Origin of the sequence: Natrinema sp. DC36, assembly GCF_020405225.1 — an archaeon.
GTDB lineage: Archaea > Halobacteriota > Halobacteria > Halobacteriales > Natrialbaceae > Natrinema.
This window is the reverse complement of record NZ_CP084472.1, coordinates 3,422,609-3,439,161: the sequence shown is the minus strand read 5'-3', so window position 1 is coordinate 3,439,161 and position 16,553 is coordinate 3,422,609. Positions and strand designations below refer to the sequence as shown.

General features: G+C 65.2%; 22 protein-coding genes. 8 read left to right on the top strand and 14 right to left on the bottom strand.

Going from position 1 to position 16,553, the window contains the following annotated elements:
• Window positions 1-29: 29 nt before the first annotated feature.
• From LDH74_RS17610 to rpl18a, 4 genes are all read right to left on the bottom strand, one after another.
• Window positions 30-668 carry a hypothetical protein gene (locus tag LDH74_RS17610; protein WP_226039989.1) on the bottom strand — a complete coding sequence of 213 codons (639 nt, stop codon included), beginning with the start codon at window positions 666-668 and terminating at the stop codon, window positions 30-32.
• Window positions 669-747: 79 nt separating this feature from the next.
• Window positions 748-2,430, bottom strand: a complete 1,683-nt coding sequence (gene ftsY / locus LDH74_RS17605; RefSeq protein WP_226039988.1) for a signal recognition particle-docking protein FtsY — start codon at window positions 2,428-2,430, stop codon at window positions 748-750.
• 25 nt (window positions 2,431-2,455) lie between these two features.
• Window positions 2,456-2,908 (bottom strand): prefoldin subunit alpha, encoded by a 453-nt coding sequence (pfdA, locus tag LDH74_RS17600; RefSeq protein ID WP_226039987.1) that lies wholly within the window; start codon window positions 2,906-2,908, stop codon window positions 2,456-2,458.
• Entirely contained in the window at window positions 2,905-3,081 is a 177-nt protein-coding gene (gene rpl18a, locus LDH74_RS17595) for a 50S ribosomal protein L18Ae (RefSeq protein ID WP_180839771.1), read from the bottom strand. Before rpl18a ends, pfdA begins: the two co-directional genes overlap by 4 nt.
• Window positions 3,082-3,232: 151 nt before the next feature.
• Here rpl18a and LDH74_RS17590 point away from each other — a divergent pair, with 151 nt between their 5' ends.
• Entirely contained in the window at window positions 3,233-3,544 is a 312-nt protein-coding gene (locus LDH74_RS17590) for an ASCH domain-containing protein (protein WP_226039986.1), read from the top strand.
• 22 nt (window positions 3,545-3,566) lie between these two features.
• On the opposite strand, the gene LDH74_RS17585 is transcribed toward LDH74_RS17590, so the two are convergent.
• The 8 genes from LDH74_RS17585 to LDH74_RS17550 all read right to left on the bottom strand — a co-directional run bounded on the left by LDH74_RS17585 (window position 3,567) and on the right by LDH74_RS17550 (window position 9,175).
• Entirely contained in the window at window positions 3,567-4,232 is a 666-nt protein-coding gene (locus LDH74_RS17585) for a translation initiation factor IF-6 (protein ID WP_226039985.1), read from the bottom strand.
• Between the two features lie 2 nt (window positions 4,233-4,234).
• Window positions 4,235-4,513, bottom strand: coding sequence for a 50S ribosomal protein L31e (locus tag LDH74_RS17580; RefSeq protein WP_226039984.1), 279 nt, complete (start codon window positions 4,511-4,513; stop codon window positions 4,235-4,237).
• Between the two features lie 2 nt (window positions 4,514-4,515).
• The gene (locus LDH74_RS17575) at window positions 4,516-4,668 is read right to left on the bottom strand and encodes a 50S ribosomal protein L39e (RefSeq protein WP_006184874.1); all 153 of its coding nucleotides are present in this window, start codon (window positions 4,666-4,668) and stop codon (window positions 4,516-4,518) included.
• Between the two features lie 361 nt (window positions 4,669-5,029).
• Window positions 5,030-5,587 (bottom strand): RNA 2',3'-cyclic phosphodiesterase, encoded by a 558-nt coding sequence (gene thpR / locus LDH74_RS17570; RefSeq protein WP_226039983.1) that lies wholly within the window; start codon window positions 5,585-5,587, stop codon window positions 5,030-5,032.
• 128 nt (window positions 5,588-5,715) lie between these two features.
• Entirely contained in the window at window positions 5,716-6,423 is a 708-nt protein-coding gene (locus LDH74_RS17565; RefSeq protein WP_226039982.1) for a hypothetical protein, read from the bottom strand.
• 103 nt (window positions 6,424-6,526) lie between these two features.
• Window positions 6,527-7,342: an ABC transporter permease subunit gene (locus tag LDH74_RS17560; RefSeq protein WP_226039981.1), complete on the bottom strand. Its 816-nt coding sequence runs from the start codon at window positions 7,340-7,342 to the stop codon at window positions 6,527-6,529.
• Between the two features lie 94 nt (window positions 7,343-7,436).
• On the bottom strand, window positions 7,437-8,261 hold the full coding sequence (locus LDH74_RS17555) for an ABC transporter permease subunit (RefSeq protein ID WP_226039980.1): 825 nt from the start codon (window positions 8,259-8,261) through the stop codon (window positions 7,437-7,439).
• Entirely contained in the window at window positions 8,261-9,175 is a 915-nt protein-coding gene (locus LDH74_RS17550; RefSeq protein WP_226039979.1) for an ABC transporter ATP-binding protein, read from the bottom strand. Before LDH74_RS17550 ends, LDH74_RS17555 begins: the two co-directional genes overlap by 1 nt.
• Window positions 9,176-9,317: 142 nt before the next feature.
• Between LDH74_RS17550 and LDH74_RS17545 the strand changes: the two genes are divergently transcribed.
• The 3 genes from LDH74_RS17545 (at window position 9,318) to LDH74_RS17535 (ending at window position 12,268) form a co-directional block, all read left to right on the top strand.
• Window positions 9,318-10,943 (top strand): FAD-dependent oxidoreductase, encoded by a 1,626-nt coding sequence (locus LDH74_RS17545; RefSeq protein WP_226039978.1) that lies wholly within the window; start codon window positions 9,318-9,320, stop codon window positions 10,941-10,943.
• Between the two features lie 91 nt (window positions 10,944-11,034).
• Window positions 11,035-11,970, top strand: a complete 936-nt coding sequence (locus LDH74_RS17540; protein ID WP_226039977.1) for a tetratricopeptide repeat protein — start codon at window positions 11,035-11,037, stop codon at window positions 11,968-11,970.
• A gap of 4 nt (window positions 11,971-11,974) precedes the next feature.
• Window positions 11,975-12,268 (top strand): DUF424 family protein, encoded by a 294-nt coding sequence (locus tag LDH74_RS17535; protein ID WP_226039976.1) that lies wholly within the window; start codon window positions 11,975-11,977, stop codon window positions 12,266-12,268.
• Window positions 12,269-12,328: 60 nt separating this feature from the next.
• On the opposite strand, the gene LDH74_RS17530 is transcribed toward LDH74_RS17535, so the two are convergent.
• Together LDH74_RS17530 and LDH74_RS17525 are read right to left on the bottom strand one after the other, a co-directional pair.
• A complete protein-coding gene (locus LDH74_RS17530; protein ID WP_226039975.1) occupies window positions 12,329-13,204 on the bottom strand; it encodes an ABC transporter permease subunit in 876 nt (291 codons plus the stop codon).
• A complete protein-coding gene (locus LDH74_RS17525) occupies window positions 13,201-14,196 on the bottom strand; it encodes an ABC transporter ATP-binding protein (protein WP_226039974.1) in 996 nt (331 codons plus the stop codon). The genes LDH74_RS17530 and LDH74_RS17525 overlap by 4 nt, the downstream gene beginning before the upstream one ends.
• 102 nt (window positions 14,197-14,298) lie before the next feature.
• Here LDH74_RS17525 and LDH74_RS17520 point away from each other — a divergent pair, with 102 nt between their 5' ends.
• The 4 genes from LDH74_RS17520 to LDH74_RS17505 all read left to right on the top strand — a co-directional run bounded on the left by LDH74_RS17520 (window position 14,299) and on the right by LDH74_RS17505 (window position 16,339).
• On the top strand, window positions 14,299-14,640 hold the full coding sequence (locus tag LDH74_RS17520) for a winged helix-turn-helix domain-containing protein (RefSeq protein ID WP_226039973.1): 342 nt from the start codon (window positions 14,299-14,301) through the stop codon (window positions 14,638-14,640).
• 5 nt (window positions 14,641-14,645) lie between these two features.
• On the top strand, window positions 14,646-14,963 hold the full coding sequence (locus LDH74_RS17515) for a hypothetical protein (RefSeq protein WP_226039972.1): 318 nt from the start codon (window positions 14,646-14,648) through the stop codon (window positions 14,961-14,963).
• Between the two features lie 147 nt (window positions 14,964-15,110).
• Complete coding sequence (locus LDH74_RS17510) at window positions 15,111-15,467, top strand: hypothetical protein (protein WP_226039971.1); 357 nt, start codon at window positions 15,111-15,113, stop codon at window positions 15,465-15,467.
• Window positions 15,464-16,339, top strand: a complete 876-nt coding sequence (locus LDH74_RS17505; protein WP_226039970.1) for a sensor domain-containing protein — start codon at window positions 15,464-15,466, stop codon at window positions 16,337-16,339. The genes LDH74_RS17510 and LDH74_RS17505 overlap by 4 nt, the downstream gene beginning before the upstream one ends.
• Window positions 16,340-16,553: the final 214 nt, after the last annotated feature.

The window sequence follows — 16,553 nt, the reverse complement described above, 5'->3', positions numbered from 1 at the left end:
CACTCACCGACGAGACATCCCGCCCACCCTCAGTGCAAACAGGCCACGAGTTCTCCCTGCCGTCGCGGGTCGGGCTCGAACGACAGGTCCTTGGCGACACCGTTGTATCGCGCCCGGAGAACGATGTTCTGGTCGACGTAGTACGTGACACGGATATCCCACTCGTCGCGCGGATCGGCGGCCGACTGTTGGGTTCCCAGGGTCAGGTCGTAGCGGAGCGCCACCATGACCGCATCCGCGTTCGTGGACGATCCGATCGCGGCCGTCCGATGCGCCCGCCGGCGAAGGTCGAAGGTCCGTGTCATGTTTCCGAACCGGGCGATAAACGCGTTCCGTCGGTACGCTCGCTCGAACTCGGTCACGTACTCGGCCGCGCTGTCCACCAGCGACGGCGGCGGCGATTGGGCCGACGAATTGTCCGCCGCTTCGGACACGCTCCCCGACGGGAGTGGCGGATACGGCCGGGGCTCGAGCGCGCCGTCATCTATCGGCGTGATCGGTTCGTGACGCGTCACTGACTGACAGTCGTACCAGTCGGCGGGGACGGTTCCCGACTCGAGCGGCGGTCTGTTCGCGGCGTTCGATACGTGCTCGAAACCGCCCGTCGCGACCGCCGCCGTGGTCACAACCGACGCGAGGAGCGCACGTCGAGAGCGAGGGCGGTTCATACGCAAAAGTCTCAGACCTACAATAAGTGTCTTCTGAAATGATACGAAACGGGGGTACCGATGATCGACGGCCGGCAGCCTATTCGTCGTCCTCGAGCAGCCGGTCGATCATCTCGTCGGGATCGAACCGCTCGATGTCGTCGTACCCCTGTCCGACACCGAGGAACAGGATCGGCTTCCCGGTAACGTGCGCGACCGAGATGGCCGCGCCGCCGTTCGAGTCGGCGTCGGCTTTCGTCAGAATCGCGCCGTCGATTTCTGCCGCGTCGTTGAACTCACGGGCCCGGTTGACCGCGTCCTGGCCGGCGACGGCCTCGTCGACGAACAGCGTCATATCGGGATCGACGACGCGACCGATCTTCTCGAGTTGGTCCATCAGGCCCTCGTCGGTGTGGAGTCGGCCCGCCGTGTCGCCCAGCACGACGTCGACGTCGTTGGCCTCGGCGTACTCGACGGCGTCGTACAGCACTGCAGCGGGATCGCCGCCCTGTTCGTGGCTGATGCACTTCGTGCCCAGCGCGTCGGCGTGTTCCTGAATCTGCTCGTTCGCTCCCGCACGATAGGTGTCGCCGTTGGCCATCACCGAGGAGTAGCCGCGTTCCTCGAAATAGCGGCTCAGCTTGGCGATCGAGGTCGTCTTTCCGACGCCGTTGACGCCGGTGAAGATGATGGTGACCGGCTTGTCCGCAGCGGCGATCCGTTCGTCGAAGTCGAACTGTCCGACGCTGATCACGTCGTAGATCGCGTTGCGCAGGGCCTCCTCGACGACTGCGCCCGTCGAGGTCGTGAAGGTCCGTGTCTCGCCGACCAGTTCGTCGCGGATGTTATCGAGGATCTCCTCGGCGACGCCCATCTCGACGTCGCTCGAGAGCAGCGCCATCTCGAGTTCGTAGAGCGGGCCCTCGAGGTCCTCTTCCTCGATGACGAACTTCCCCTTGACGAGGGACTTCGCCTTCGTGCCGAACCCGGTCGAGTTGCCGCCGTCATCGGCGTCCTCGGTCTCGTCATCGACCGGTTCGTCCGCGTCGACGACCGATTTGTCCGCGTCGACAGCCGGTACCTCGTCAGCGGTCGCCGCATCGACTGAGTCCTCCTCGATGGCCGGCTCCCCGGCGGACGCCGCCGTCTCGGTCGGCCCCTCGTCCGGCGTCGCCCCAGCGGCCTGCTCCGCCTCGGGAGTCGCCTCGTCCGGTTCCGGTTCAGCGTCGTCAGACGACCCCGTAAAGAGGGATTTAGCTCTGGCACCGAGGCCAGTCCGTCCGCCGTCCTCGTCGGCATCTCCGTCCCCGGCGGCTTCTTCGTCCTTATCGACGGCCGATTCCTCGTCGGAAGTCACCGTCTCGGCCGGCTCCGCATCGGGAACCGCCTCGTCCGCGACCGAATCGGACTCGTCGGACTCGAGGAAATCGGGGTCGGAATCGGTCGCCGGCTCCTGCCCGACGGACTCGGCCGCGTCCGCAGTGGCGGATTCGGTCGTCGCGTCCGGCTCCGGTTCTGCGTCCGGTTCCGGCTCCACGTCAGTCGTCGCCGTGGCTGCCGGCTCAGACGTCTCGGCGTCCGTCGGTTCAGGAGTAGTATCGGTGGCTTCCGCGTCCGTCGAGGCCGCCGCTTCCGCGTCCGGGTCGACGGCCGCGAGTTCCTCGCCTTCGTCAAGCGTCTCGTCCTCGAGTTCGTCGTCGTCGACCTCTTCGACGTTCTCCTCGGCGGCTTCTTCGGCGTCTTCGCGGAAGCTCCCGAGCTTGTCCTTCAGGTTGTCGAACATGGGTGATGAAAGTCCCTACGGCGCGTTACTCGTCGGGCTGGCCCTGACCCTGGCCCATCCCCTGCATCTGCTGTTGCATCGCCTGCTGCTGGAGCTGCTGAGCCTGCTGCTCGAGTTCGTCGCTCTCGGTCTCGAGCTCGGCGAGTTGCTCGTTGAGCTCCTCGATCTGGTCGTCGAGATGGTCTTTCTTGTTCTCGAGAGCGTCGACGGCGTCGCCTTCCTCGAACTCCGCGGCGTAGTCGGCACCGAGTTCGACGATCACTTCGTCGATGTTCTCGATCGTCGTTCGGAGGTACGCGCCGCCGCCGAGGGGCATCTGTACGGTCGAGCCGGTCTCGAGCGTCTCGATGGCTTCGATGGCCTCGTCGACCTCGGTCTTCTCCTGCTGGACGGCCTCGATGTTCGCCTGTAGGCCCTCGATCTGTTCGTCGATCTCCTGGAGTTCCTGGGACAGTTGCTGGAGTTGCTGCTGACTCATTGTTCGGACACCTCGTCCAGTTCGATTTCGCTCCGCTTGAGTCCGTGTTGACTCCCGAACTGGGAGAGGGTGTGTTCGCGGGCGACGTTCTCGTTCTGGGCATCGATGGTTGTCTCGAACTCCGCGAAGCCGTCGCGGCTCTTGAACCGACCACTGACCGTAAATTGACTCATACATCACCATCCGGCAGGGAGCCGGAAGAATCTTCCCTTCCAGTCCGGATCGCCGAACCCAGCAAAACGGGGCGAGAGACGGGACGCAGCCGCTGCTTGGCCGACAAGCGACGGGTCAACGATTTTACCAAGTGGGATCCAATCGAGACCCATGAGCGAACGCGAGCCCGGCGACCTGTTACCCAGCGATCGAATGCAGCGTCAGGCTCTCGAGGGCGAGGTCACACAGATCCACCGCGGTCACCAGTACGCCGAGGAGGGGGACACGTTCACGATCGACGGGACGGCCTTCGACGTGACTGCGGTCCGCGAACGCACGCTCGGCGATCTGACCGACGAAGACGCCCAGGCCGAAGGAATGGAAGACCTCGAGGCGTACGAGCGGCTGCTCGAGCGCGCCCACGATGACTTCGAGTGGGACGACGACAGCGAGGTCGTGTTGCATCGGTTCGAACGCCGGTGAAAACGGAAGGAAAGCGAGACCGTCAGTCGAGATAGCCCAGCGCGTCTTCGATCCGGCCCAGTTCGGGGCCGGTCGTGTTCTCGCCGATGACGTAGCCGGCCTCGTTGGCGATCAGGCCCGAGCCGACCAGCGGCGCACCGTAGTTGATCGTTCCGACATCGGCCCGGACATCGAGAGCATCCTCGAGCGCGTCGAGTTCCTCGTCGGTCGCCTTCGGGTGACAGAGCACGCCGGTGTCGTTCGCCACCGCGGCCGTGCCGACGGTGCGAACGCCCGCGAGGTCGCCGCGTTCGACGGGCACCTCGAGCGTGTCTGCGACGATTTGAACCGCCTCGCGGGGCAGGTCCGGATGGACGTAGGCCCCGTAGTCGTTCGCGAGGACGACGTTGCCGGCGGCGTTGATACTGCCCGGTAGCTCCGCGACGGGGAGGTCGATCTCCTCCTCGAGCGTCTCGCGTTCGTACTCGAGGACGCGCGAACTGACGAGGAGACCGTTTTCGTTACCGGTCGCTAAGGCACCGACCGTGGAGGAACCGCCGACGGTCGTCCGGACGGCGGGCACCTCGAGTTCGTCGGTCAGGTCGGCGACGACGTCGTCGTCGACGTCGGGGCGAACGAGCACGCACGAGTCGGTCGCACGGGCAAAGACGCCAACGTACGCCGACCCGGCGAAGGCGAGACGTTGCAAGTTCAGTCAGCGACCTCGGCTTCGACGACGGCGTCACCCTCTTCGTCGAAGCGGGCTGCGCGGACGCGCAGCTTTCGCGGCGGGTTGGAGCGGCCGTTCGACCAGATCGTCTCGTTGATCGAGGGATCCAGTCGGATGGCGTCCTCGTCGACCGCGAAGTGTTTCGCGAGGTGTTCGCGGATGAGTCGCATCGCGTAGTCGGCGGCCTCGTGGTTAGGGCCCTTCTTGACGTCGCGCAGCGGAACGGTGACGACGCGTTCCTCGAAATCAGTTGCACTCATCGTTATTCGTCGGTGTCGTTACGCCGCCAGTTGCGTCGCTTCGGGTTGCGCTGGACGTCCATGTCCGTCTTCATCATAACCCAGGCCGGCACGCGGCTGTTCTGGTTCTCGAGTTTGGCAAGTCGCTTCTTCTTGCCCTTCGATTTCTTACCCATAGTAGCCGGACGTAGCCCGCGGTGGCTTAAAATCTTGTCCATCTTGCAGGGATACCTCGGACAGCCACTCGCGAGACGATCGATCACGGCGAATCGCCCGCCGATCGCAACCGAACCGCCGCGACGAACCCGCAACGAGAGGTGTGGAAGGTATCGAGCGGCGGCTCGAGAACGCTCGAGAAAGCGCGTCACGCCCTCGAAGGTGGTCTCGCTGCGTTGGGTCGTGTCGGTCGAGTTTTCGATACCGGCGTTGCCGTCGTGGTGATAGAACCGGTCCCGGTCACAGCAGCCGGTGCCGTGGAAGCGGGTGCCGCCGCCAACCGGTCCGGACCGGCGTCGGTGGTCGCGATCGGGATCGGCGTCACTCGAGCGGGAACGACTCGACCGTCGAGTAGACCGGCCCCTCGTCCGTGAGAGTGCTCTCGGTCAGTCGAATCTCGTCGACTCGAGTCTCGCCGACCGTCGGATCGCGCTCCCGGACGAGATCTTGCACCAGTTCCTTGCCGCCGGCGTGTTCCATCCGCGCGAGGGTGACGTGGGGCGTGAAGTCGTGGTCCTCGGCGTCGAACCCCATCGCAGTCGCCCGGTTTTCGATGGCCTCGTGCAGCCGGGTCAGCTTCTCGCCGCCGTCCTCGACGCCCAGCCAGACGACGCTGATGTACTCGAGGCTCGGGAAGACCCCAAGTCCGCCGTAGCGGACGGTGAAGGGATCAACATCGGCGTCGTCGACCGCGGCGGACAGTTCCTGTTCGAAGGCAGGGAGCCGATCATCGGCGATATCGCCGAGGAACTTCATCGTGATGTGGGCCTGCTCGGGGTCCGTGAAATTGAGCCCGCTGGCGTCGGCGAACTCGGCCTGCAGGTCGGCGACCGGCTCCGCGAGGTCGTCGGGGATATCGACGCTGACGAACAGTCGCATATCGGTGGTCCGCTCGGCAGGCTCTTGAATCGTGTGCCGGGCGGTCTCAGCGTCGTTGCGACGATTGTCGCCATCGACGCGGCGAAAAACGGATGCGTGAAGCGATTCCGTCGACGTCGCGAGCGCGATTACTCGAACTCGTCCTCGAGGTCGCTGAAGTCCTCGATGACGTGGTAGCTGATCAGGTCGGCCGGCCCCTCCTGTGCGATACCGATCACGAGGCGCTGCTCGTCGGTGTCGTCGACCGACACCGTATCGGTCTTGCTCGGTCCGCTCTGGGACGGATCGTCGGGGTCGGTTTCGTTTCCGTCAGTCTCGTTCCCATCGATTTCGCTTCCGTCAGTCTCGTTCCCGTCAGCGTCCTCGACGGGCGTCGGTTCCGCGCCCTCGGACTCGTTCGTCTCGTTTCCATCGTCCTCGCTCGAGTCGTCGTTCGTTCCGAGGGGGGCGTCGAGTGCGACCGTGACCTCGTAGTCGCCAGTGGCGGTCCAGACGTCGTCGTACTGGGCCAGCGCCTCGTTGCTATCGCCGGTCTCCTCGTCTTCCTCCGGTTCCTCCTCGAGGTCGAAGGTCTCCTCGAGGACGGTCTCGTCGTCGGGGTCGACGATCTCGATCGAACCGCTGACCGACTGATCGGCGCCGTTGAAGACGTTCACCTCCTGGAGCGCCATGTCGGCGAGGAAGTCGGCAATCGCCGAACAGCCGGCGAGCGAGACCAGCGCCGTTGTGCTCCCGGCGGCGATGAACGTCCGGCGGGAGCACAGGCGATCGATTCGGGATCGGTCGGTCGATGCTGAGGGCGTCGCTGTCGATTTGGGGGGGTTTGGCGGGGACATGCAATTGACACTAACAAATTGTCTGATTAAAATTTTTGTGTTGACAGTTTGTGAGGGACTACCGCGATCACGGCACGGAACAGACCGAATCGATCAGAGCCGATCAGAGGTCGGTGTTTCTAAAACGGAGATAACCGAGCGCCACGGGGACGACGATCCAGAACAGCAGTACGACCACCGCCGACCACGAGTTGACGATCCACGGAGCGGTCGGATCGAGATGGGCTCGCGAGCCCACGAACCCGAAGCGAGTGGTGACGATGTGTCTGTACGCTTGGCTCGGCGACGCCAACTGGAGCGCCACCGCCCAGTCGGGGAGTTCGCTCGGAAGGGAGATCTCGAATCGATACAGGAGTTGCACGAGCAGGGTTACCAGTCCGTTCCAGGCCCGATCGAGGACGACGTAGGCACCGATCGCTCTGACGAGGACGCGCCGACCGGAGGTGGTGCTCATCGAGGCGGCCAGCGCGACCGAGACGAACGCGGCACCGTACAGCACTGTCGCGCCGATAAAGATCAGATACGATCCGATCGACGGAGCGTCGTACTGCGTGACGGCGAACGCACCGCCGACGACCAGCCCGGCGACGACCGAGACGGCGAGCACGAGCGAGCGGCCGACGAATTTTCCGACGACGAAGTCCCGCCGGGATTGCGGGAGCGACAGCGCGAGGACGAGGGTCCCCGATTCGCGCTCGTAGAGCACGGCCTTGTAGCCGAGGAGGATGCCGACCAGCGGTACCACGCCGTACACGTTCTCGAACGTCGTCTCGACGAACGCATCGAACGGCCCGGAGTCGGGACCGAGAGCGAGGCTTCCGAGGACGAACAGCCCCACGAACGCCGCGAGCAGGAGCCAAATCGTCCGCGACCGGACCGCGTCCCGGAAGTCCTTCCGCGCGGTCGGTTGCCAGGTCATCGACGATCACCGCCGTTGGCGGCCGGTCGGTCGATCGTCGCGGTGCCGGTTAACGGTCGGTCGAACATCCCAGCGGTGGCGGGTGTACTGTCGATCATAGGTCGGTGTTGTCGAACCACAGATAGCCGAGCGTGATCGGGACGACGACCCACGCGAGGAACAGCGCCAGCGCGAGCCACTCGCTGAGATACCAGGCGTCCGCGCCGACGTAGGGCCCGGAGCCGCCGTCGACGAAGAAGCCGGCGAGGATCCGTTCGTACAGCGTCGCCGGATTGCAGCCGAACAGGAACAGGATCGGGTCGGGCAACCCGCCGTCGATCACGCCGGCCGTCTCGAGGCCGAACTCGAGGGCCGTCCGGAGGGCCCCCCAGGCGACGACGAACAGCCCGTAGACGCCGAACGCGCCGACGGTCGCGAGGTGTTTCGAACGCGTGAGCATCGAGATCGCGGTCGCAATCCCCGTGAACAGCAGGCCGTAGAGGAGGGTCAGGACGACGAAGGCCAGATACCAGCCGGGCGCGAGCGAGCCGAAGGGGTAGACGACGAGCGCACCGGCGACGGCCAGCGAAGCGACGAGCGTCGTCGCGAAGACGAGCGAGCGGCCGACGAGTTTCCCGATCACGAGGTCGCGTCGGCTGTACGGCAGCGACAGCAGCAGCGTCAGCTCGCCGGAGGCCCGCTCGGTGACGATGGCACCGTAGCCGAGGAAGACGCCGAGCAGCGGCAGGAGATACCGGACGCTATCGGACAGGAAGTCGAACCCGACGAACGCCTTCGTCGTGATCGGCTCGCTGCCGAGCATCGGATAGACGTAGCCGCTCAGGAGACAGGCACCGGCGAGCAGCCGCAACAGCCACGTGACCGCCCGGGAATCGCTGGTCGCCGCGTACTCCCGGCGTGCGATCGCTGTCCACGACATCAGCTCCCCTCGCCCGTGTACTCGACGAACATCTCCTCGAGCGACGCCTCCTCGGTCCGGAAGTTCTCGATGTCGACGCCGGCCTCGTGGAGCGTCACCAGCACGTCCATCTTGGCGTCGTTCGAACAGGTCACCTCGACCCGGTTGGCCTCCGGGTTCGGCCAGGCGCGCTCGACGCCCGCGAGCGATTCGACCCTCTCGAGGGTGTCCCCCTCGACGCGGTCGACCGTGATCAACAGCTTCGTCCCGCCGCCGACCGACTGGCGCAGCCCCTCGATCGTGTCCGTCGCGACGAGTTCGCCGTCGTAGAGGATTCCGACGCGGTCACAGACCGCCTCGACCTGCTCCAAGATGTGACTCGAAAAGAAGACGGTCGCGCCGCGCTCGCGTTCCTCCCGGATGACGGTTCGGATCTGCTTGATTCCGTGGGGGTCGAGACCGCTGGTGGGCTCGTCGAGGACGAGCAGATCGGGCTCGCCGACCAGCGCCATTCCGAGGACGAGCCGCTGGGCCATCCCCTTGGAGTAGCCGCCAGCCCGTTGATCGGCCGCGTCGCGGATGCCGACCCGATCGAGAACGGCCATCGGTTCGACGTCGGCGTCTTTCGCCTCGATCGCGTACTCGACGTGTTGGCGTCCGGTCAGCCGGTCGTAAACGGTGTAGCCGTCCGGCAGAACGCCCATTCGGGACTTGGCGGCGACGTCTTCGGTCTGGCAGTCGTGGCCGAAGATCGACGCCCGGCCGGTGTCCGGCTGTGCGAAGTCCAGAAAAACGTTGATCAGGGTCGATTTCCCGGCCCCGTTCGGGCCAAGAAAGCCGAACACCTCGCCCTCGGTAACGGTCAGATCCACACGGTCGAGTGCCGTTACGGTATCATACCGCTTCGACACGTTTTCGACCGTTATTGCGGCCATGTAGTGTTAGAATGGAAAACTAAAGTAAGTATCTTTATATTCGATTAGCCGTTTTCAGATTCAAATACTGAGGGCGGGAATACTATCGGTCGGGGGTCGTTAGGGACGAGGGTTATTTCCGTCGGACCCCGAAGGTCGGTCGATGACCGACGTAGCCGTCCTCGGCGGCGGGATTGGCGGCCTCACCGCGGCCCACGAACTCGCCGAGCGTGGGTTCAACGTAACCGTCTTCGAGGCCGACGACCGCTTCGGTGGCAAAGCACGCTCGATGCCGATCGAAGACGACCCGGACGCGCTCCAGGGCGAACACGGCTTCCGGTTCTTTCCGGCGTTCTACCGCCACGTCGTCGATACGATGGAGCGAATCCCAGACGGCGCTGGAACCGTCGCGGACAACCTCGTCGAGACCGAGGCGACGCTGATCGCGAGCACCGCGAACTCGGGTCGGATCGCCGAGACGCGCACCCCCGACACGATCCGCGGCTGGCTCGAGGCGTTGCGCCCCGCGTTCGCGGAGGACCTCCCTCGCGAGGACGTTCGCTTCCTGCTCGAGCGGCTGCTGTACCTGCTGACCACCTGCGAATCCCGGCGCGAGGAGGAACTCGACGATATCTCCTGGTGGGAGTTCATCGACGCCGAGAACCGCTCGCAGGCGTTTCGCGACCGGGTCGCGTACACCACGCAGGCGCTCGTCGCGCTCCGGCCGCAGGTCGGGAGCGCCCGGACGGTCGGGACGATTTACCTGCAGTTGCTGTTCGGCCAACTCGATCCGACCGAGCCGACCGAGCGCGTCCTGAACGCGCCGACGAACGAGGCCTGGATCGATCCGTGGGTTCGCCACCTCGAGACGCTCGGCGTCGAGTTCCGTCCGAACACCCCTGTGCAGGGCCTCGCGTTCGACGGACGCCGCGTTACCGGTGCCGGACTGGCCGACGGACGAACGGTCGCGGCCGACGAGTTCGTGCTGGCCGTCCCGGTCGAGGTGGCTCCCGAGTTCGTCACGCCGGAGCTACGCCGGGAAGCGCCGGAACTGGGATGGATCGATCAGCTCGATACCGCCTGGATGAACGGCATCCAGTTCTACCTCACCGACGACATCGAACTGACCCGGGGCCACCAGGTCTACGCCGACGCACCGTGGGCGCTGACCTCGATCTCCCAGCGCCAGTTCTGGACGGGCTACAACGTAGCGGGACGCGGTCCCGACGAGGTCGAGGGCGTCCTCTCGGTGATCGCCTCCGACTGGGACACGCCGGGAATCTACCACGAAAAACCGGCCAGAGACTGTACGCGCGAGGAGATCGCCGAGGAGATCTGGGCCCAGTTGAAGACCCACCTGAACGGGGCCGATCAACAGCTGCGGGACGACATGCTGGTCGACTGGTTCCTCGATCCCTCCATCGTCGAGACGGAGAACGGTGTCGAAAACCGATCGCCGCTGTTGATCAACACCGTGGGGTCGCTCCGGAGGCGGCCGCCGGCCGATGTCGGCGTCAGAAACCTGACGTTGGCGAGCGACTACGTGCGAACGAATTCGGACCTGGCATCGATGGAGTCGGCCAACGAGGCCGGCCGTCGAGCAGCGAACGCGATCCTCGATCGACACGGTGGACGGGATCGTGCGCAGGTCTGGGAGCTCAGAGAGCCCGCCGTGTTCGAGCCGTTCAAGCGACAGGATCGGGTCCGGTACCGGCTCGGACTGCCGCACCCGGCGGCAGTAACGCAGTCCCTTCGGGGAGTCACGAGACGCCTCGGCAAACGAGGCTGAGAGCCACGTTCCGAGGGCCGTTCGGCGCTCTCGGAACGCCGCCGATACCCGGGTCGCAGCCCTTAACAGTCGTCGTCGCCAATTTACAGTAATGACTGACCGAGACGACGATCGCGACCATCGCTTCTCCGAGGGAGAGGGGTTCGGCGATCCGTACGAGGAGTTCGACCTGGACCCGCCGGAGCTCGGCGTCGACCCGTCGAAGGTCGACCCCGTCGACTCCCGCGTCGTCACCGACACGCTCGACCAGCACAACATCGATCAGGACGACGTCGACGCGAGCGAACTGCTCGACGTCGGCCTGAACTACATGCAGATCAACCGCTACGAGCAGGCCACCGAGGCCTTCGATCGGACCGCTCACTTCGCCGAGGACGACGGGATCGCACAGGAGGCGTGGGTGAACAAGGGCGTCGCCCACGGCGAACTCGAGGAGTGGGACGAGGCGATCGGGGCCCACCGCGAGGCCCTGCGGATCGACGAGGAGAGCGAGCACGCCGCGACCGCCGAAACCAATCTCGCCTACGCGCTCTGGGAGTTCGGCCAGACGAGCGAGGCGCTCGAACACGCTGAACGCGCCATCGAGATCGACGAGCGCTTCGCCGCAGGCTGGTTCAACCGCGCCTTCTTCCTCTCGGAGCGCGGGCTCTCCGAGGAAGCGCTCAACTGCGTCGACAACGCGATCCGGCTCGGCCTGCGCAACGCGAAAGTGCTCGAGACGAAAGCCGAGATCCTCGAGGAACTCGGCGAGTTCGACGAGGCCGAAGAGATCGCCGAGGAGGCGAACCGGATGCGCGAAGACGCCGAACAGGAGATGATGGACGACCGCGAGGAGATGCTCGGACAGGGGCAGGGCGGAGCGGGCGGCCGTCCGGGAGCCGGTCGCGGTGGTGGCGGAGCCGGCGGTCGCGGGATGGGAGGCCAGTCGCCGCCCCGGCGACAGGACGATATCGGCTTGGACGATCTCGGCGTCGCCGATCTCGGCACCGAGGACGACGAGGACGAGCGCGAGTGGGAACTCGAGTAATCGAATGATCGTCAACGAACGGGAGACGAAGGAGGGAGTGCTGGTCGCCGTCTGCGACGAGGAGGTCCTCGGCGAGACGTTCGAGGAGGGCGAACTCTCCCTGACCGTCACCGAGGAGTTCTACGGCGGCGACGAGGTCGACGAGAGCGCGGTCGTCGAGAGTCTCGCACGGGCGGCCGTCGCCAACATCGTCGGTACCCGCGCCGTCGAACTCGCCGTCGAAGAGGGGTTCGTCGACGAGGCGAACGTCCTCGAGGTCGGAACGACGCTACACGCGCAGTTACTGCGGATGCAGTAGCGGGGTCGGCAGGAACCCGATCGCGGTGAGACTGATAGTTCTGCGAGCGACTCGAGGTCCCTAGAGATCGGTCCGCTGGAACCGGTAGTAGCCGATCGCGACGGGCACGACCAGCCAGAACAGCAGAACGACGACGCCGAACCACTCCTGCAGATAGAACGGCGCGTCGCCGGGGTAGCGTTCGGCCGGCGTCATTCCGTACGCCTCCATCGACTGGAGTCCGTACTGGAACTGGAAGGGATAGACCAATCCGTCGACGACCACGCTCGAGAGGTTCGCGTACGCGAAGATCGGATTGAGCTGTTGGAGGAAGAGATACCACGTTTCGGCCGCGACCGGCGGCCCTTCGTCGTAGATGAGGTAGTAGGGGCCCGCGGTGAGCAGTTCCCACAATGCGATGAACACCATGTAGAGGCCGACGACGACGGCCATCGCCTTCCCACGCGTGGAGACGGCGGCGGAGACGCCGACGGCCAGGCCGACGAAGGTCGTCCCAAAGAGCAGCGAAACTGCGGCGAATCCCAGCCAGTCGACGAACGGAATCGAGCCGAAGAGGAGGCCACCGAGGATCAGCGAGACGAGGAACGCGAGGGCGACGGCGAGGCCGACGACGCCCGTGCGGCCGAGCAACTTGCCGAAGACGATATCGGTTCGGTTGGGCGGCAAGCCGAGCAGGAGCTTGATGCTGCCCGACCGGCGCTCTCCCACGACGGCCATGTAACCGGCGATCAGCGCGGCGACCGGGAGGATTACCTGCAACGGCGTCCCGAGGAAGCTGAGCACCTCGGCCGCGCTCACGTCATCCATCGTGTACCAGATCGCAACGTAGCCGATCGCGACGAGTCCGACGAGCAGCCCGATTAGCGACCAGAGCAGCTTCGACCGACCGGCGTCGTCGAACTCCTTGCGGGCGACGGTGGTGATATGCGAGGTCATCGCGCCGCCTCCGTTTCCGTCTCGAGCGCACCCTCATCGGCCGTCCCGGACCGCGTATCGGCCCCGTTCCCGGTTTCGCTCCCCTCACCGTTCGTCAGCGCCGTGAACAGCGACTCGAGCGAGACCTCCTCGATCCGTAGATCCTCGATCGTCGCGCCGGCGTCGGCCAGCGCGGTTACGACGCCGGCCTTCGCAGTCGGATCGGTGATCGTACACTCGAGGGTTCGCCCGGACGCGGTGACGTCGGTGAGGCCTCGAACGTCGGCGGCCACCGCTCGCAACTCGGCGGCGGGACTCGAGAGCGCGAGCGTCATCGTCGCGCCGCCGCCGATCTCGTCGCGGAGTCCTTCGATCGTGTCGACGGCGACGAGTTCCCCCTCGTTCAACACGCCGATTCGGTCACAGACCGCCTCGACGTGCTCGAGGATGTGACTCGAGAAGAAGACGGTCGTCCCCCGTTCGGCCTCGCTGCGGACGAGTTCCTGCATCTCGCGGATCCCGTGGGGGTCGAGCCCGCTCGAGGGCTCGTCCATGATCAGCAGGTCGGGATCGCCGACCAGCGCCATGCCGGTCGCGAGCCGCTGGCGCATCCCCTTCGAGTAGTCGCCGGCCGACCGGCTAGCGTCCTCGGCCGAAAGGCCGACCCGCTCGAGGATTTCGTCCGGATCGTCGTCGGCGGCCTTCGTCTTGCTGGCGAACTCGATGTGGCGTCGACCCGAGAGGCGCGGATAGATGTCGAACCCCTCGGGGAGGACGCCCACGCGGGGACTGATCTCGTCGGCCTCGGTCTGTGCGTCGTATCCCAGTACCGTCGCCGACCCCGCCGTCGGGCGTGCGAAATCCAGTAGCATGTTGATCGTCGTCGACTTCCCCGCCCCGTTCGGGCCCAGAAAGCCGAAGACCTCGCCGTCGTCGACGGTGAGGTCGAGGTCGTCGACGGCGGTGAGATCGCCGTACTCCTTCGTCAAGCCTGACGTATCGATCGCGGTCATCTCGGTGGCCACTACACGGCGGCGGCACATAATGCACCGATCACGATTTCACGGTCAGAAACTGTGGGATCTTTTATATCATCCGTTCGTACGAACGCTCGAATGACCGACGATGAGGAGCGAGAACTGCTCGCGTTGCTCGACGACGAGTACGCGCGCCGCATCCTCATCGCGGCCAGCGAGGAACCGATGTCCGTCGAGCGCCTCACCGACCGCTGTGACGCGTCGCCGCCGACGATCTACCGGCGGATCGACCGGCTCACAGCACAGGGCTACCTCGACGAATACCAGGAGCTCGATCCCGATGGACACCACTACAAGACCTACAGCACGCGACTCGAGCGCGTGGCGATCGAGATCGCCGAGGGCTCGATGGAGCTGGACGTGTACCGCCTCGACGAGGACCCCGCCGACCGGTTCACCCGGCTCTTCGAAGATCTGTGATCGCGATGCTCGGGATCCCATTACAGACCAGCACAGGTGGCGGGACTACGATCGCGATCGCCGTCTTCGTCGGGCAGGCGGTCGCGTTCGTCATCGCCTGCTGGATCGCAAAGCGGTCCTACGACGGGTACCGAGACGCCCGCCGATCGCCGCTGCTCTGGCTCGCGCTCGGTATCGCGCTGCTGGCTGCGGTACCGACGGTCGTCCGATTCCTGCTCCCGACGCTGCTCGGCGCGTCGTCGCTGACGACGACGATTCTCGCGACTACGAGCGAAGTCCTCGGGCTCGTTGCGATCCTCTATACCGTCTACGGGCGACCGTGACACGACCGCACCGATCGAATCGAACACGTCGAGTACACCGATCACGCCGGGGACGACAGCACCGCTCACGCCGAGTGCGACAACGACGACACAGATGAGAACCGTTCCGTTCGACGCCACGCGCGCCGACCGTCCGAGGTGGAATCGATGAGCGCGAGCACCGGTGCGTTCCTCGAGGCAGATCTCGTCGCACCCCTCCTCGAGACGACGGTGCTGGGACTCGACGAGGCGACGACGATTTTCTTCGTCGGAATGGCAAGCGCCGCGCTCGGCTCGGTCGTCACGTGGACGGCGTATCGAGGCTACGCTCGCAACGCCAGTCAGCCGATGCTGTTTCTGGCCGTCGGGGTCGCCTTCCTCACCGTCGTCCCGTTCGTGCTCTCACATCTGATCGACTGGACCACCGACGCGACGGACGCGACGGTGTTGCTCGTCGTCACCGTCTGTCACCTGCTCGGACTGCTCGCGATCGTTCGCTCGTTCAAGAGGCCCGATTCGAGATGAAATCCTCATCCACGTCTTCGTCACGTCCCGCAGTCGGAACCGCGCTCGAGCGCATTCGATCCTGGTGTCGCTGGTTCTTCGGCGTCGCCGCTCGGAGGGAAACCTACGCCAACGTCGCGTATCTCTTCCTCGCGTTTCCCCTCGGTATCGGCTACTTCACGGTCCTCGTCACCGGCTTCGCGATACCGCTCGGGCTCTCGTTCGCGCTGGTCGAAATCGCCAGAACGGAACCGGGTGCACTCCTGATCGTCGCGATCCCGTTGGTGCTCGTCATGGTGTGTATCGGGCTCCCGAGCGCGCTCTGTGTCCTGTTCGCCTCGATCGAGTTGAGCGCGCTCGAGCGACTCCTCGCCGATCGGTTGCTCGGTGCGGGGATTCCGACGTCCGAACCCGCAATAAGCGTCCGCGAGCGGGCGCGACGGCTCGTCTTCGATCGCGGGACGTGGAAAGGGGTCGGCTACCTGTTCAGCAAGTTCGTGCTCGGAATCGCCTCGTTCGTCCTCCTCACCCTCGGAATCACGTTCACGTACGCGCTGGTCGCCGCACCGCTTCATTACCGGAACGAGACGGTCGGCATCCACATCGGCGATCCGATCGAGTTCGTTCCGAAGTTCACGTACCAGCACGATGGCTGGACCATCGATATCTCACCGATCACGCTCTCGATCGCCGACGGCGAATTGCTCTCGCTGTACGTCGACTCGCTGCCGGCGGCCCTGGCCGTCTCGGCGGTCGGCGTTCTCGTCGGGCTCGTAATCTTGCACCTGTTCAACGCCGCCGCGTGGCTCTTCGCGCGATACACGGAACTCCTGTTACGGAACACGCAGCCGTCGATCTTCAGCGAGCCGCCGGGAGGAGAGAAGAGTCGCTGAAACGATTGACGCGCTGATCGCACGAGTGCAAGCGATCGGGTGTGCAGTGACTTCCAGTGACTCCTCTCGGTCACGGCGACTCGAGGTCGTCTCCGACGCCTCACGATGATGGCCGTCGAACGCTCACGATCCCGCGTTCTCGATACCAAAATAGTTTGGAGATACCGGTTTCCGGGAAGCACTCCAAACAACTATTGCGGCAGGGGCACCCACC